Here is a 15996-nt window from a genome sequence, read left to right as displayed (position 1 = left end):
CTGGAAAGCGAAAGGCTTAGCGGCTTTTTATCGGCCGCTTCCATTTTATCTGTGAAAAGGTAAACAAAAGCAATGCTGCCCATATACAAATGAAGGTAAACGCTTTTTGCCCGGAAAACGGTTCATGATACACAAATACGCCGAGCATAAGGGTAATGGTCGGCGCTATATATTGCAAAATGCCGACTTGATACAGCGGCAGACGCTTTGCCCCCTCTGCAAACAGCAACAGCGGCAGGGCCGTAAATACGCCTGCGAAAAATAGGAGCGCCCATGTTCCTGCCCCCAAGGACCCGGAAGTGCTCCCGTCAGCTGTATATCCTAAATAAATAAGTGCAGCCGGGGTAATCAAAAGCGTCTCCAGCGTCAGTCCGATCGTGCTGGACATGCGGGTTCTTTTTTTACATAAGCCGTACAGGCCGAAGCTGAATGCAAGCAGCAATGCGATATAAGGAACCGCGCCATATTGAAACGCAGATATGATCACGGCCGCCCCGGCAATAGAAACGGCTGCTGTTTGCATCTTGTTAAGCTTTTCTTTTAAGAATAGGATGCCCAAAAGAACGGAAACGAGCGGATTAATGTAGTACCCGAGACTTGCTTCAAGCAAAAAGCCGTGATTGACGGCCCATATGTACACAAACCAATTAACGGAAATTAAAACGGAAGCGAAAAAAAGCGCCAGCAGGCCCCCTTCCGATTTCAAAAGACGCAATTCACGCCATCCGGTTTTCCACTTCTTAAGCACAGTTAAAAGCACACACATGAAAACAAATGACCATAAAATCCGGTGAGCTAAAATGTCCAATGCGGGTATTTGTTCAAGAAGTTTCCAATAGACCGGAAACAGCCCCCACATGACGAAAGAACAAGCGGTATAAATGATTCCTTTTCTTGCGTTATTCCCTTGCACGGCCTTCCCCTTCCTTTCTGTAAACAGATTATATTATATCACGGGAAGCTTCCGGCGGGCATATACTATGTTGTCCGTTAAGAAAGGGTGAGATGCCGTGTTTGATTGGAACAGATATTTTCCCTTCCAAAATCAGTTCTCTAAAGAAACGTTTAAAAATGCTGATCCGAAAGATGTCGAGACATATGTCAACCGAGTGATGGAAAGCGTATTCGGCGCCGGTTATGCCGGACAGTTCCCTTTTCGCGACCCAATGTCCAAAAAGGCCGATCCGGTCGAAGCGGAACCGCCCAAGCCGGAAATTGACCTTTTTGAAACATCCGATCATGTTTTTGCGAAAATTCCCGCCGAACAAGAGGAACTCGACCGTATCAGGATTAAGCATACGTCACACAGCCTCGTTGTAGAGAACAGCAGTCTGGGAGAAGGAAAAAAAGAAATCGTCCTTCCGAGCCTCGTCAAACGGAAAGGAACAAAAGCAGTCTATAAAGACGGGATGATTGAAGTTATGTTTTCAAAACAGGAAGACTACAATCTATCGGAAGTGGAGATTTTAAGATAAAAAAACGGCCCGCGCGATGCAGGCCGTTTTTTCTTTAATAAAATGGCGGATAACCGCCGGCTCCCGGCCCGAAACCGCCGTATGGGACGCCTCCGTATCCGTAACCGGCGAACCCGTACGGATAGCGGGGTCTTGTAAAGCCTGTGGCAATCACGCCTCCGAGAAGACCGCCTAAAAATCCGCCGAATAAAGGAGCGCCGAACAAAAAAGGACTTCTCGCCGGAAATCCGGCAGGACCGAAATTCCCGCGATACAATGCATGACGAGGGTACATGTTTTTCCTCCTTTATGTCTGCCTATTCTTAAGCGTATTCATAAAATGAGGAAATTGATTGGGCGATTGTAACAACATGTGCCTCTCTGTGATATTGCATTAATGTATAAATATTTTGGTTATAATTTGATTACATTTTGATTAACTGTTATACTTTTTTACAAGTTGCGACATGATAAAAAACCATCAGGGGGAATAAAATATGCCATTACTTCGTTTTGACGTTATTGAAGGCCGGGATGACGCAGCATTAAAAAAATTACTGGATACCGCCCATTACGCCATGGTTAAAGCTTTTGACGTCCCTGTAACGGACCGTTATCAGATCGTTCACCAGCATCGGCCTCATGAGCTTATCATTGAAGATACCGGGCTCGGTTTCAAAAGAAGCAAAGATCTTGTCATCATCAGCATTGTCAGCAAAGCGCGCACCGAACATCAAAAAGAATCGTTATATCAACTGATGGCTGATCAGCTTAAAACAGAATGCGGCATATCACCCGAGGACATCATGATTTCCATTACAGAAAACGGGAACGCCGATTGGAGCTTCGGGCTTGGTGAGGCTCAGTTTTTAACCGGGAAACTGTAAAAGGCCTCCCCGCTTGTTCTGAATGATTGCAAACTGAATAAAAGAGGGATGTATGTTGGTTAGTGAGTTGTACCCTTGTTTGATATGCGGATTTAAAGGATTAGAGACAAGTCCCGTTTATAACGGCGAATATCAAAAAACATTTGATATTTGCCCCTGCTGCGGGTTTGAATTCGGCTACAGCGAGGACCATGAAATAAGCTTAGGGTTTATTGTAACGCCTGATCATTTAATTGAAGCGGCATTTCAGTTATACCGGAAACAGTGGATTGAGGGAGGAATGAAACTATTTTCTCCAAATGATGTCCCGGCGGAATGTAAAAATGATCATTTCCTTACATTCGATGCTTTATTAAAGCAATTAAAAGGCTTGAACCTCAATCTGAACAATTTTGATATTAATGGTTTTTATGAAGAGTAAACATGATCATTAAGAAAAGGCTGCCTTGGGCAGCCTTTGTTATTCATCACATGTGTCGTTGGCAGAACCCCCGGGCTCGCAAAAACTGTCTGCCCATTTTTGCATTTCCTGAAAAACGGCTTGCAGAGCCAAGCCTTTATCAGTCAGTTTATAAATGACTTTGACAGGTGTTTCAGGCAGCACCTGACGCTCGACGATTTCATTTTGTTCCAGCTCTTTGAGCCGCTCCGCGAGCATTTTTTGGCTGATTGTCGGTATCGTTTCGGTCATATCTTTAAATCGTTTCGGCCCGTCCATCAGTACATGGATAATGAGGCCGTTCCAGCGCTTTCCCAAAAGAGAAAAAGCGGATTCCATTTTAGGACACATTGTATATCCCACGTGAGTTCATCCCTTCATCTATGAATTGACAAGTTTTTTGTGATCCATTAAAATTAGTTTTCGAGTTACATTTAGTAAGCTTCTAACTTTTCTATTATGATAACACGTTTATCCGAAGGAGGAAACATGATGACATCCGTATTAGACGTTTTAAAGGAACGCGCATCTGTTAAAGAATACGATAAAGACGCGGTCATTACAAAAGAGGAATTAACAGAACTCCTTGAAATCACAACGCAAGCGCCTTCCGCCTGGAACCTTCAGCATTGGCATTTTCAAGTCTTTCACAGTGATGAAGCAAAAGCTGCCCTGCTTCCGGTTGCTTTTAATCAAAAACAGATTATTGATTCATCAGCAGTTATTGCCGTATTAGGCGATTTAAAAGCAAATGAAAATGGTGAAGACGTTTATGCTGAACTGGCTGAGCAAGGCAATATCACAGAAGAGATTAAACAAACGCTTTTAGGCCAGATTAACGGTGCATACCAAAATGATCAGTTTGCCCGTGATTCAGCATTTTTAAACGCTTCTTTAGCAGCGATGCAGCTGATGCTTGCCGCTAAAGCAAAAGGCTACGACACTTGCGCGATCGGCGGATTCAATAAAGAGCAATTCGTTAAGGAATTCGACGTGAGCGAGCGTTTCGTGCCCGTCATGCTGATTTCAATCGGTAAAGCCGTTAAGCCGGCGCATAAAAGCAACCGGCTGCCTGTATCTAAAGTGTCAACTTGGCTGTAAGATGAAAGAAACCCTTAGTCCGCTTAAGCAGACTAAGGGTTTTTTATAGGAATCGCTCACTGTACCAGGTTCTTGCCTGCTCTGCTTCCTGCTGTGTGAGCTGATGACCGCCCTCCTGCCAAACAAGAGAAACGGATGCATGAGCAGCTGTCAGATACTGATAAAGCTCCTCCGATTCTTCTTTTGTACATAGGGGATCGCGTTTTCCCGCACCGATAAACACAGGCAGCCCTTCCATATCAGGCAGCTTCACTCCGCGTATCGGCACCATCGGATGATGCAGAACAGCTCCTTTCAGTACATCTTTATAATGAAACAAAAGACTTGCTGCAATATTGGCGCCGTTTGAATAGCCGGCAGCAATCACGTTTTCTCTGCTGAATCCGTACATTTGCGCCGCTTCATCAATAAAATTCTTTAATTCTTCCGTCCGTTCAATTAAATCTTTCTCGTCAAATACGCCTTCTTTCAGCCGCTTAAAAAAACGGGGCATGCCGTTTTCCGACACTGATCCTCTGACCCCGAGCAGACTTGCTTTCGGATCGATAAAACGTCCGAGCGACAGAAGATCATGTTCATTTCCTCCCGTTCCGTGCAAAAGCAGCAGAACATTTTCTGACGTTCCCTGTTCAAACACATGTTTCATCATCATTCTCCTTTCTCCATTTTGGGCAAAACAGCTGTAATCTGGCTGCGATGCTCTTCCAGCCATTCCGGAAGCTTCAGCTCTGTTCCGAGATTTTCAAAGGATTCATCCGTCATAAAGCCCGGTTCATCGGTTGCCATTTCAAATAAAATGCCGCCGCTTTCCCTGAAATAGATTGATGTAAAGTAAGACCTGTCAAGAATGTCAGATGAAGCAAGATGAGAATCAGCAAGAATACCCTTCCACTCCGCCTGCTCTTTTTTGCTAGTGCGGAAAGCGACATGATGAACCGTCCCGTAACCGCCGACACCTGCTTCTTTCGGCGCGAGATCAACATCTATAATATGTCCGATCCGCGCCTCCGATTGCAGCCTGACAATCTGATGTTCTTCTCCTGTCTTTGAATAACCGAAGCGTTCTATGAGAAATTGAATGGTTGCTTCAGGACGGTACGAGTACAGAAGAACACCTCTCATGCCTGTGATCGCTTCTTTTTCAGTAATGCCCGCAGGAGTCCATTCACTCTGTCCGCTTCTTTCATCTTCCATTATGGCAAGCGGCAGGTCTTCTGTATCATTAAAGAGAAGCACTTGTTCAGACAGCATGATCTGTTCTTTTACAGACAAGCCGTTTTCTTCAAGCCGGCGCTTCCAAAACCCGAGTGCTCCTTTCGGCACGGAGAAATAAATTCTTCCGGCCTGCCCTTTTCCCACGGTTCCCGGGCGGCTTCCCTGAAAAGGAAAAAATGTAATGATCGTACCCGGCTCTCCGTTTTGGTTGCCGAAATAAAAGTGATAAGTGGCCGGGTCGTCAAAATTAACGGTTTTTTTAACGAGCCGCAAACCCAGCACTTCAGTATAAAACCGAAGATTTTCAGCAGGATCTTTTGCAAATGCGGTAACATGGTGCAATCCTTGTGTATTCAATGCATTCACTCCTAAATATCTTGATTTCGAGATATTAACTATTCTAATTTAATATGAATGAAGATGCAACTAAAGTGTTTCAGTTAAAAAAGTAATAGAATTCTTTTTTTTCTGAAAAATATCTTGTGATCTTATCTGACACCTGCTATGATAAGGAGCATTATCAAGTTTCAGGAGGAAAGTAAATGGTCAGAAAAGCACTAATTTTCGTTCTCATCTTAATCCCTTTCAGCCAGCTGGCCCTGCTGTCAGTCGCTAATCGGGTTCATCCGATCATTATCGGGCTGCCTTTTTTTCATTTCTGGCTGCTTTTATGGATCGCAGTCACTCCATTATGTTCGTTTCTTATTTATAGGCTGCAGAAGAAACAAGGAGGACTGGACTGATGCCCGCAAATATAACAGCATTGATCATTACAGCCGTCATCGTTTTAACCGTTGTCTGTATCGGCTTTATAGCCGGGAGAGACAAATCATCACGCACTTCTGTTGAGGAATGGTCTGTCGGCGGCAGACGGTTCGGGGGGCTCCTCGTCTGGTTTTTAGTCGGCGCGGATCTCTATACGGCTTATACGTTTTTAGGCTTAACAAGCACAGCCTACACAGGGGGAAGCGTTGCTTTTTTTGCAATCCCGTATTCTGTTTTGGCGTATTTTATCGCTTATTTCTTTCTGCCAAAGTTGTGGAAAGTGGCAAAAATACACAAATTAACGACGCTTGCCGATTATGCCCGTGAGCGTTTTGACAGTAAACTTTTGGCCAGTCTTGTCGCCATTGTCGGCGTTCTTATGCTCATTCCTTATATTTGTCTCCAGCTGAGCGGAATTCAAGATACGCTTCAGGTGGCCGGAACGGGTGTCATTAATGTCAATATGGTCGTCATCATCTCTTTTATTCTTGTAGCGCTTTATACTTTTTTCAGCGGAATTAAAGGGCCGACGTTTACGGCGATTATTAAAGACATTCTCGTGTGGGTGATTATGCTGTTTATGGTCGTGTCACTCCCGCTGATCCATTTTCACGGCTGGACGCCGATGATTCACACTTTGGCTGAAAAAGCGCCGCAAATGCTGACGATTCCGGACTCGGGGCCGAAAGGAATTCCTTGGTTTATCACAGCTTCCATCGTATCTGCGCTGGCGCTCTTTATGTGGGCGCATGCGGCAACCGGCGTATTTACGGCAAAAAGCGCAGATGCCGTCCGCAAAAACAGCATGTTTCTGCCGCTTTATAATATTGTTTTGATTCTTGTTATTTTTCTCGGCTTTATCGCGTTTCTTGTCCTGCCGGAAGATACCAATCCGCGGCTTGCTTTATTGAAGCTGATTCAAACGTCTTACGGCGGAGTCGCACAGGGCTTTGCTTACTCCACGATTGCCCTTGCGTCATTGATTCCCTGCTCTATCATGGCCATCGGAGCATCAAACTTATTTGCGAATAACTTATATCGGGATTTGATTCACCCGAATGTGTCACCAAGCAAACTGACGATGATCACCCGTTCAATGGTATTTGTCGTCATCGGGCTCGCGCTTTTATTCGGTATGCTGTTCCCGACTGCGCTCGTTACCCTTCAGCTTCTCGGTGTTTCCGGCATGGTTCAGATCTTTCCGGCTATCGCCGTCAGTCTGTTTTGGAAGAATCAAACGAAAGAAGCGACAATTATCGGTCTTCTCGTCGGTCTTATCGTGACATTCACGGTAAATATCACCCAATCCGCCCACGGTATATATGAAGGGTTTTGGGGTTTGACCGCTAACATGGCAGCCGTTATTATCCTTAACCCGTTTTTTGTAAAAAAAGCGGCTTCAAACGCCGTCAAAGACGGTTTATTCAATAAAGCGCCTTCTGATAAACTGAACCAAAAAGGCGCTTAACAGAAAGAAGCCGGCACGTAAATGTGCCGGTTTTTTACTTTTTTCGCTTCCATTTGTAGGTAGCCACGGTTTTAGCCGGGATGACGGCTTCAAACTGCCGATTTTCTGAAACGACATGGAATTTTTGTTCTGAAGATGTCTGGTTGATTACGACTGTCACAATGGATTGATCAGGATTAAGGAACGATACATTCGAGACTGTGTTTTTGGAGCCGTAATTACTTTCTATCCGCTTTGCTCCCCGGTCGATAAATTTTGAAAAGTTGCCTGTCATATGAAAGATCGGGATATTCCAATAGCGGTCAGGGTTTTTAGCATCCTGAATAAACAGCGTCGGGTCTGGGGTGCCTATCCAATGATGCGTCTTGATTTGACTGTCGAGCATCGTCACCCACGCATTGTAGCTCGACGCGCCATTGCGGAAATACTGCGCGATCCGGTCCGCCCCTGCCGTCCCCCAGACAGACCGCTCCGTTAAGTGAATAGATTTATCAGGATATCTCTTTCCGATTTCCGACATGACGGAAAGGTCACCGTCATAATCGTGAAAAGCGATGCCGTCTGCCGCCCGGTTTCCTTTTTTATCATCTAAAATCGGCGGAATATAGTTCCACGCCCCGCTCGCATTGTGATCATAAATCCAAATTTTCGTGTCAATTACGTGTTGTTTCATTTCTTTTTTTAAGGCCAGTGCCAGTTTACGCTGCTGAGACGGCGGCATATACATGCTCGGATAGTCGATTTCCAGCAAAGGTTCATTTTGAAGGGTCAGCGCATAAATCGGAATTCCTTGCTTTTCGTACGCCTCAATAAATTTGCGGAAGTAAACGGCCAGTGTGCCGATATATTTATCTTTCAGCTTTCCCCGCTTGAGGTTTTCATTCGTTTTCATCCAAGCCGGCGGGCTCCACGGTGAGGCAATGATTTTCAGTTCCGGATTTATCGCCAGCGCTTCCTTGATGGTTGCTGTAATGTGTAAATCAATATCCTTTTGGATCGAGAAATGACGGAGCTTAGGATCTGTTTGGCCTTCAGGCATATCGTCATACGTATAAAACTCCTGTGCCGTAAAATCAGATGTCCCGATCGTTATGCGCATAACGTCCATTCCGATACCATCTTTGGGATCAACCAGTTTTTTCAGCACTTCTTTTCTTTTTGCGGGTGTCATTTTTGATAAATTATGGATTGTGGATTCTTCCAGGGACGATCCTACGCCTAACACACTTTGATAGCGGCGCGACGGATCAATATACACAGTGGAGGAGTCAGAAGCCTTCTTTTTTGTCAATGTAAGCGGTGTTTGTTCGTCTAAGGCGTATTTCACTTCTAGCGGCCCGTCATACCACGTACGGGAAGCCGGATCTTTTTCAGAACTGAACCACACCCTTACTTTGTTTTTGTCTGAAGCCTTCCGATCAGCCGCATACACTTCGGTTTCCATGCTGCTTGATATGAAAAAGAAAAACATAAGAAAAACCAGCGTCATGTGCAGACCTTTTTTAAAAAACATGAACCACCATCCCTTTCCTTATTTTTATAAGCGATTCTAAATGAAAAGCCGGACACTCACCTCCTTCCCACTTGAATGAATACGCTTTCAAAATTACTAATAAAAAGCCGGCTTCACACAACGGTGAAGCCTTCCCTTTTTACACCTTTAGGATACATATGAACCGTTTGTTTCAATCACTTTTTTATACCATTCAAATGAGTCTTTCTTAAGCCGCCTCATTGAACCGTTGCCTTCATTATCCCGATCAACATAAATCATGCCGTAGCGTTTTTTCATTTCTCCGGTTGTAAATGACACGATATCAATAATTCCCCATGGTGTATAGCCCATTACATCCACACCATCATATGTGATTGCTTTTTTCAAAGCATTTATATGTGACGATAAATATTCAATTCTTGAAGTGTCATGAATTGAACCGTCCTCTTCTAATGTGTCGATGGCGCCGAATCCGTTTTCCACGATAAATAATGGAATCTGGTAGCGGTCGTATAAGCGGTTTAATGTGTACCGTAAACCGGTCGGGTCAATCGCCCAGCCCCAATCACTCGCTGTAATATAAGGATTTTCCACGCTGTTTGGCAATCCTCCGTTTACGACATCCCCGGTATTATCGTTTGATACATCACTTTTTACGGTTGTAGACATGTAATAGCTGAATCCGAGGTAGTCCACTCGGCCGTTTTTCAAAATCTCTTCATCACCGTCTTCAAAGTGTATCTGATAACCTTCTCTTTCAAATTCTTTTAACGCATAGCTTGGATAATATCCGCGAACCTGCACGTCCGGGAAGAAAAAACGCTGTCTCATCGTTTCTTCAGCCAGCATCACATCATCGGGGTGAGATGAGTACGGGTAAATCGGAACATGTGATACCATCGCGCCGATCCTGAACTCGGGATTGATGTCTCTTCCCTTCGAAACAGCCAATGCGCTTGCCAGCAGTTCGTGATGGCCGGCCTGATACATGACTTCTTTTGCGTTTTCGTTTTCTTTGACGGCGACGCCCGAGTTCGTCCATAAAAAGATCGGATTATTCACATCCATCTTATTATTGATTTCGTTAAACGTCATCCAATACTTCACCTTATGTTTATAGCGTTCAAAACACACTTCAGCGAATTTTACAAAAAATCCGACTGTTTTTCTGTTTCTGAAACCGCCGTATTCTCTCGCCAAATGCAGCGGCATCTCAAAATGTGACAACGTGATTACCGGTTCAATCCCATGTTTCAGCAATTCATCAAACACCCGGTCGTAAAAAGCCAATCCTTCCTCATTGGGCTCGGCTTCATCACCTTTAGGAAAAATTCTGCTCCAGCCGATGGACGTTCTTAAACATTTCAGACCCAGCTCGCTGAATAATGCGATGTCCTCTTTATAACGATGATAAAAATCGATCGCTTCATGATTCGGATAAAATTCCCGCTCTTCAATTGTATCTGTTATTTTCCGGGGCACACCATGCGCGCCTGCCGTCATGACGTCCACTACACTCGGTCCCTTGCCGCCTTTATTCCATCCCCCTTCAAATTGGTGGGCGGCCAGAGCGCCTCCCCATAAAAAATCTTTTGGCAATGTCCCCATCGTTTATATCCTCCTTTATTTGACTGCCGCTTGCATGCCGAATAAATGCACTGCAGCCGCTTCAAGCATCCGCTTCGCAAGTGCAGAAGAATGCCTGCCTTTATTTTCATATTATACGTTTTCATTATAATTGTACCGGTATAATTTATCAATACATAAACAATTATAGTTAATTTACGAAATGGCTTTTAAAAACGATTATGCTATAATTCTGAAAGAAGCGGGACAATAAATGAATGAGGAATGTATATGTTAAAATACCAGCAAATCGCGATAGATATTGAAAAATACATAGAAGAACATCAGCTGCAGCAAGGGGATAAACTGCCTGTGCTGCAAACCTTAATGAGCCGGTTTAACGTGAGCAAAAGCACGATCACCAAGTCCTTAGATTTATTAGAAAAAAAGGGGATTGTGTTTCAAGTGAGGGGAAGCGGCATTTTTGTCAGACGGAATAAAAGAAAAGGGTATATCAGTCTGCTTTCTAATCAGGGATTTAAAGAATCACTTGAAGATTTTAATGTCACTTCCAAATTATTAGCGCTGGAAGTGAGAAAACCCACGCCTGAGGCTGCCCAAAATCTGAATATGCCGCCTGACGGCGACGTGTATTATGTCAAGCGAATCCGATATATTGACGGGCTGACATTGTGTATCGAAGAGTCATTTTACAACAAATCGATTATTACGTATTTGAATAAAGAGATCGTGGCAGAATCAATATTTGATTATATTCGAGAAGGTCTCGGGTTAAAGCGCGGTTTTTCAGATTTATATCTGTACGCGGGGATGTTAAATGAGGAAGAAGCGGAGTACTTAGGTCTGTTTACAGGAGCGCCTAAGCTATGCGTTGAAACGATTTTTCATTTAACCAACGGCCAGCCGTTTGACTTCTCAAAAGTCACCTATCACTATGAGCAATCACAGTTTTTCATTCAGGCGAACAGCCACCTTTTTGAACAGGAAACGACATAAGACGGGCTTTTCGCAAACAAAAAACACCCAATGCGCGAGCGGCGCATCGGGTGTTTTTTACTATTTCATATTCTTATTTAATGTTTCAACGGCTTTTTTCATTTGTGTATCGTTGTCCGCAAGCTGTTTTTGCAGATCCGTCATCAATTTTGCCGTTGTGTCTCCCGTTATAATGCCTGTTTGTTTCAGTTTCTCTTTTGCTTGGAATTGTTTAACTGCTTGTTCAAATGCTTTATCATACGTGCCGTTTACTTTCACGCTGTACCCCAGCGCTTTCAGCATTTTTTGCGCATTGGTGACGGTGGTTCCGGAATCCCCGTATTTGTATGTTTTTTTCGCATCTAAATACGGCAGGCTCGCATATTCAGGAAGCTTAACCTGATATTGCGGTTTGATGCCTTTTTTATGAATCCACTCTCCGTCCGCTGTCAGCCATTTAGCGATTGTCAGTTTAACGGTAGAACCGTCGCTGTAATCTTTTGCCGTCTGCACGGTTCCTTTTCCGAACGTTTTCTCGCCGATCAGCGGAATGCCCGATGATTCATGCAGCGCAGCCGACATGATTTCCGCGGCGCTCGCGGTGCCGTCATTGACGAGGACGACTGTCGGTTTTGTCACTTTGCGCTCTTTCGTCGCTTTCATGACCTCTTTCGTGCCGTCTTTGTATTCGACCTGCATGATATTTTTCCCTTTATCGATAAACATGTTGCTCATTTTGATGGCTTCATCCATCAGTCCGCCCGGGTTGCCCCTTAAATCGAGAATGTATCCTTTCGCTCCTTGTTTTTCGAGGCTGTCAATGGCTGAATTCAGCTCTTTTGCCGTCGATTCGGAGAAGGATGTGATTTGGATTTCGCCGATGTCTCCTTTTTTCATTTCAGAGTACACCGTCTCAACCGGAATGGTGTCACGTTTGATCGACAGGTTCAGATCGCCGACACCCGCTCTGTGCAGCACGAGCTTGACGTTTGTTCCCTTTTTGCCGCGGATTAATGCGACGGCTTCGTTTACATTAAGGCCTTTAACGCTTTTGCCGTTGACCTTCAAGATCTGGTCATTCGGTTTAACCCCCGCTTTTTCCGCGGGTGACCCTTTAATCGGCGATACGATCAGGATGCTGCCGTCCTTTTCTTCCACTTGTGCGCCGATGCCTTCAAACGAAGCGGAAATTGTTTCTTCAAAAGACTTTCCTTCCTGCGGGTCCATATAAGAAGAATATGGATCATCCAGGGAACTGATCATGCCTTTTATCGCTCCGTCTACTAATTTGCTGTCATCTGTTTTTTGATAGTAATCACTTTTAATCTGTTCGTAGGCTTTATTGAATTTCTCAAATTTGCTGTTCGTCAAAGCAGCCGAGCCTTGTCCGAAAATGGTCGTATTGCCCGTGATAAACAACGTAAGCGCCGAGGCTGCGACCGCGGTGATCAATATAATAAAAAACAGTTTAAATTGCCGCTTCAAGAAAACACCACCTTTTTATTCTTACATTATTATCATAGACGAACGCTCATTCGTCAACTTCAAACGTGAGGCGCCCTTCTTTCCCGTTTACCCAAACCTATGCTTTTCTCTCAACATATGCTGAGGAAAAAAGGAGGATTCGGCCTTTGAGCAAATATTTAGAAATGCTGTCCTTATTCGGAGTCGGAGGGGCTCACCCCGGCGGGCTCGCTTTTTCCAAAGCCGTTCTCACAAAAGCGGCTCCCCCTCCTGGCGAACCGATTCTTGACGCCGGCTGCGGAACGGGACAGACGGCCGCTTATCTCGGCCACCTGCTGTACCCCGTCACCTGTGTTGATAAGGATCCCCTTATGCTTGAAAAAGCAGCAAAACGATTTGCCGCTGAAGGCTTAACCATTCCGGGCTATTTGGCGGAGCTTGAGCGGCTTCCGTTTGCTGAAAATCAATTTTCCGCCGTTCTTTCCGAATCAGTTCTCACCTTTTCAAATCTTGATTCATCGCTGTCTGAAATCCTGCGGGTCCTTAAACCCGGGGGTATGCTGATCGGCATTGAAGCTGCTTTACAAAAGCCCATGCCGGAAAACGCCATCACGCAGATAAAAGACTTCTACGGTTTTACCGTATTGCAGGATGAAACGGCATGGAAACAGAGATTGCTTCAGCAAGGCTTTCAGAAAGCGGATTTCATTCCTGCTGTCTATGAAAACAATGCGCAGGAGCCGACTACAGAAATGGATTTATCGCCCGTTATTCAGCCGGTTCACTACGATACGCTGACGGCTCATTACGAGCTTATGCAGACGTACCGTGAATATATGGGACACTGCGCTTTTGTCGCTTACAAGTAAAACGGCGATTGTCCTCCTGTTTTCGTCCAACCTTTTTACCGCACTCTATCATAAGCTGACATAGAAAGATAGGTTGGATAGGAGGAGAAAAGATGCAAAACTATTATCATCTTTGCCGGCAGCACCAGGGAAAAGTAGCAAGAATTACAGAACGAAACGGCAGAGTCCACGTCGGAAGAATCGTACGGGTGACTAACAGCAAAGTGTATATCGCCCCTGTCGGCGGCCGTCACAGAGGATACGGGTTCGGCTATTGGGGAGGCTGGGGAGGCTGGGGAGCAGCCTACGGTATCGGCCTTGGTTTCATTACCGGATTTGCGCTTGGAGGTTTACTCTTCTGGTAATAAAGAAAGCCCGCTTTCTATTTTTCAAGCGGGCTTCTTCTTATTACACTTTCTTTACTTCATTAAAATATTCTTCAAGCGTTAATTGATGGTCATGGATGGCTTTTGCCGCTTTTTTGCCTACATAGCGTAAATGCCATGGTTCATACTCATACTTTGTGACATTTTCTTTGCCTTTAGGATAGCGGATGATAAAGCCGTATTCATACGCATGGTCTTTCACCCATTTGCCGTCCGCCGTGTTTCCGAACGCTTCATTCAGCTCATATCCGTTGCTTTTGCTGGAAATGTCCATGGCAAGCCCCGTCTGGTGTTCGCTTTGCCCTGGATATGCGACGGCTTCTTTCGCCTTTTTTTCACCTTTCAGACTGACTTCATTATCGAAAATAACTTTCTGTCTGTCATAAGAGCGGTATCCTGAAACGGCAACCAGGTCATAACCTTCTTTTTTCCCGGCGCTGAATAGTTCCGCCAAAGCATCGGCGGCAGGTTTGCGGATATATCGTTTCTCGATTTTCTCAGTAAAAGAAAATTCAACTTTCGGGATCACGAGATCATTCGGTTTATAATCTCCCGGCAGCGTGTATGTCTTATTCACGAGCGCAAGTGTATTTGTCGGGTTTTGAATGGTCTCAAGCCCGTTCACTTCTTTAATATCATTAAAATATTTGCTCTCCAATACAAAATCGCTGTTTTCTGCCTTCGTTGTTTTTTTGCTTGATGTGTCATCTGATTGTTTTGTTTCAGCTGCTGTTTTTGTGTCCTTGTGGCTGTCGCCGCCTGAAATGCTGCAGCCGGTTCCCACGATTGCGGTTACGCTGAGAGCGGCAGCGAGCGAGAACCATTTAGTGGATTTCTTCATTTTACACTTACCTTTCTTTTTTTGAATCAGGGCGATGCATAAAGAAGAGGGCTGCTTTAATCAGCATAACCCTCATCTCAAGTTTACGATACAGTATGCAGCGCCAGTTTAATCATATCATGAAAAGTCGTTTGACGCTCTTCTGCCGTTGTTTCTTCTCCCGTTAATACGTGATCGCTTACAGTCAGGATAGACAGCGCTTTTTTGCCGTATTTAGCGGCAAGCGTATATAAAGCAGTCGTTTCCATCTCTACGCCGAGAACGCCGTATCTGGCAAGCTTTTCGATTTGGGAGTCTTCATTGTAAAACTGATCGGCGGTGAATACGCTTCCGACCGCTACGGGAAGATTGTTTTTTTGCGCTTCCTGGTACGCTTTATGAAGCAGTTCGAAGTCTGCGCAAGGAGCATAATCTACACTGCCGAAGGCGACACGGTTCATCTGTGAATCCGTTGAAGACGTCATAGCCAAAATCACGTCACGCACCTTCACGTCATTACGGATGGCTCCGCATGAGCCGACTCTGATTAAGTTTTGAACATCATAGCTCTGAATCAGTTCATTCACATAAATAGAGATAGACGGAACACCCATGCCGGTGCCTTGGACTGATACTTTTTTGCCGTTATATGTACCCGTAAATCCGTACATTCCTCTGACTTCATTATAGCATTCCACATTTTCAAGATAAGTTTCCGCAATAAATTTCGCTCGGAGCGGATCTCCCGGCAAAAGCACTGTATCCGCAATTTGACCTTTTTCTGCGTTTATATGTACACTCATTTCCTTTTCCTCCTGCCTATTCAAACTCCCACCCATTGTACACTGAATAACGGTAAGAGACAATCATCAGCATGATCAGGGCGATCTTGGGCAGAATATGCGGGATGACAAGCCTAAAGAAAAAGGAGTGAACATAATGGGCAAAAAACAGCGCAACCGGGTGACCGGCCAGAAAAAGAACAATCACGTGCCCGTTTCAGACGTCATTGCAGCTGATGAAGCGCATGGAAAAGAGCATTCCGCCGCTAAACGGAAGCCTTAACACAGTCTTTCCCAGACAATACGGAAG

At 44.8% G+C, this 15996-nt stretch carries 20 protein-coding genes; 10 read left to right on the top strand and 10 right to left on the bottom strand.

The features are described 5' to 3' along the window. Positions 1–16: 16 nt before the first annotated feature. Positions 17–913: an EamA family transporter RarD gene (gene rarD / locus BGM27_RS09975; RefSeq protein WP_007407959.1), complete on the bottom strand. Its 897-nt coding sequence runs from the start codon at positions 911–913 to the stop codon at positions 17–19. A 97-nt stretch (positions 914–1010) separates the two neighbouring features. Here rarD and BGM27_RS09970 point away from each other — a divergent pair, with 97 nt between their 5' ends. Further along, positions 1011–1475 (top strand): hypothetical protein, encoded by a 465-nt coding sequence (locus BGM27_RS09970; protein WP_003153738.1) that lies wholly within the window; start codon positions 1011–1013, stop codon positions 1473–1475. A 34-nt stretch (positions 1476–1509) separates the two neighbouring features. Here the strand turns inward: BGM27_RS09970 and BGM27_RS09965 are convergent, their stop codons facing one another. Then, positions 1510–1749, bottom strand: coding sequence for a hypothetical protein (locus BGM27_RS09965; RefSeq protein ID WP_003153736.1), 240 nt, complete (start codon positions 1747–1749; stop codon positions 1510–1512). Between the two features lie 202 nt (positions 1750–1951). On the opposite strand from BGM27_RS09965, the gene BGM27_RS09960 reads away from it, so the two are divergent. Then, a complete protein-coding gene (locus BGM27_RS09960) occupies positions 1952–2341 on the top strand; it encodes a tautomerase family protein (protein WP_007407958.1) in 390 nt (129 codons plus the stop codon). 52 nt (positions 2342–2393) lie between these two features. After that, on the top strand, positions 2394–2762 hold the full coding sequence (locus BGM27_RS09955) for a hypothetical protein (RefSeq protein WP_020954038.1): 369 nt from the start codon (positions 2394–2396) through the stop codon (positions 2760–2762). A 39-nt stretch (positions 2763–2801) separates the two neighbouring features. Here the strand turns inward: BGM27_RS09955 and yodB are convergent, their stop codons facing one another. Then, positions 2802–3143: a transcriptional regulator YodB gene (gene yodB / locus BGM27_RS09950; RefSeq protein ID WP_012117759.1), complete on the bottom strand. Its 342-nt coding sequence runs from the start codon at positions 3141–3143 to the stop codon at positions 2802–2804. Between the two features lie 129 nt (positions 3144–3272). Here yodB and BGM27_RS09945 point away from each other — a divergent pair, with 129 nt between their 5' ends. Then, the gene (locus BGM27_RS09945) at positions 3273–3881 is read left to right on the top strand and encodes a nitroreductase family protein (protein WP_003153727.1); all 609 of its coding nucleotides are present in this window, start codon (positions 3273–3275) and stop codon (positions 3879–3881) included. A gap of 43 nt (positions 3882–3924) precedes the next feature. Here BGM27_RS09945 and BGM27_RS09940 read toward each other — a convergent pair whose 3' ends face one another. Together BGM27_RS09940 and BGM27_RS09935 are read right to left on the bottom strand one after the other, a co-directional pair. Further along, entirely contained in the window at positions 3925–4527 is a 603-nt protein-coding gene (locus BGM27_RS09940) for an alpha/beta hydrolase (protein ID WP_032865122.1), read from the bottom strand. A gap of 2 nt (positions 4528–4529) precedes the next feature. Next, a complete protein-coding gene (locus BGM27_RS09935) occupies positions 4530–5453 on the bottom strand; it encodes a ring-cleaving dioxygenase (protein WP_020954040.1) in 924 nt (307 codons plus the stop codon). A 185-nt stretch (positions 5454–5638) separates the two neighbouring features. On the opposite strand from BGM27_RS09935, the gene BGM27_RS09930 reads away from it, so the two are divergent. Both BGM27_RS09930 and BGM27_RS09925 read left to right on the top strand, forming a co-directional pair. Beyond that, positions 5639–5839 carry a DUF3311 domain-containing protein gene (locus BGM27_RS09930; protein WP_003153716.1) on the top strand — a complete coding sequence of 67 codons (201 nt, stop codon included), beginning with the start codon at positions 5639–5641 and terminating at the stop codon, positions 5837–5839. Then, complete coding sequence (locus BGM27_RS09925) at positions 5839–7329, top strand: sodium:solute symporter family protein (RefSeq protein ID WP_007407953.1); 1491 nt, start codon at positions 5839–5841, stop codon at positions 7327–7329. Before BGM27_RS09930 ends, BGM27_RS09925 begins: the two co-directional genes overlap by 1 nt. Before the next feature lie 34 nt (positions 7330–7363). Here the strand turns inward: BGM27_RS09925 and BGM27_RS09920 are convergent, their stop codons facing one another. Together BGM27_RS09920 and bglA are read right to left on the bottom strand one after the other, a co-directional pair. Then, positions 7364–8842, bottom strand: a complete 1479-nt coding sequence (locus BGM27_RS09920; RefSeq protein WP_007407952.1) for a glycoside hydrolase family 30 protein — start codon at positions 8840–8842, stop codon at positions 7364–7366. A 147-nt stretch (positions 8843–8989) separates the two neighbouring features. After that, entirely contained in the window at positions 8990–10432 is a 1443-nt protein-coding gene (gene bglA, locus BGM27_RS09915; RefSeq protein ID WP_007407950.1) for a 6-phospho-beta-glucosidase BglA, read from the bottom strand. Between the two features lie 249 nt (positions 10433–10681). On the opposite strand from bglA, the gene BGM27_RS09910 reads away from it, so the two are divergent. Continuing rightward, the gene (locus BGM27_RS09910) at positions 10682–11407 is read left to right on the top strand and encodes a GntR family transcriptional regulator (protein ID WP_007407949.1); all 726 of its coding nucleotides are present in this window, start codon (positions 10682–10684) and stop codon (positions 11405–11407) included. A gap of 60 nt (positions 11408–11467) precedes the next feature. Here BGM27_RS09910 and ctpA read toward each other — a convergent pair whose 3' ends face one another. Further along, positions 11468–12871 carry a carboxy-terminal processing protease CtpA gene (gene ctpA / locus BGM27_RS09905; protein ID WP_007407948.1) on the bottom strand — a complete coding sequence of 468 codons (1404 nt, stop codon included), beginning with the start codon at positions 12869–12871 and terminating at the stop codon, positions 11468–11470. Between the two features lie 146 nt (positions 12872–13017). Here ctpA and BGM27_RS09900 point away from each other — a divergent pair, with 146 nt between their 5' ends. Both BGM27_RS09900 and BGM27_RS09895 read left to right on the top strand, forming a co-directional pair. Then, positions 13018–13719, top strand: coding sequence for a class I SAM-dependent methyltransferase (locus BGM27_RS09900; RefSeq protein ID WP_007407947.1), 702 nt, complete (start codon positions 13018–13020; stop codon positions 13717–13719). A 92-nt stretch (positions 13720–13811) separates the two neighbouring features. Then, complete coding sequence (locus BGM27_RS09895) at positions 13812–14063, top strand: hypothetical protein (protein WP_007407946.1); 252 nt, start codon at positions 13812–13814, stop codon at positions 14061–14063. A 43-nt stretch (positions 14064–14106) separates the two neighbouring features. On the opposite strand, the gene BGM27_RS09890 is transcribed toward BGM27_RS09895, so the two are convergent. Beyond that, positions 14107–14925, bottom strand: a complete 819-nt coding sequence (locus BGM27_RS09890) for a M15 family metallopeptidase (protein ID WP_007407945.1) — start codon at positions 14923–14925, stop codon at positions 14107–14109. A gap of 83 nt (positions 14926–15008) precedes the next feature. Then, on the bottom strand, positions 15009–15707 hold the full coding sequence (deoD, locus tag BGM27_RS09885; protein ID WP_003153702.1) for a purine-nucleoside phosphorylase: 699 nt from the start codon (positions 15705–15707) through the stop codon (positions 15009–15011). Positions 15708–15843: 136 nt separating this feature from the next. Here deoD and BGM27_RS09880 point away from each other — a divergent pair, with 136 nt between their 5' ends. After that, positions 15844–15969 carry a hypothetical protein gene (locus BGM27_RS09880; protein ID WP_003153701.1) on the top strand — a complete coding sequence of 42 codons (126 nt, stop codon included), beginning with the start codon at positions 15844–15846 and terminating at the stop codon, positions 15967–15969. Positions 15970–15996 lie beyond the last annotated feature (27 nt).

It is taken from the genome of Bacillus sp. FJAT-27001 (assembly GCF_019039175.1).
Taxonomy (GTDB): Bacteria; Bacillota; Bacilli; order Bacillales; family Bacillaceae; genus Bacillus; species Bacillus velezensis.
This window is presented reverse-complemented; position numbering and strand designations above follow the sequence as displayed.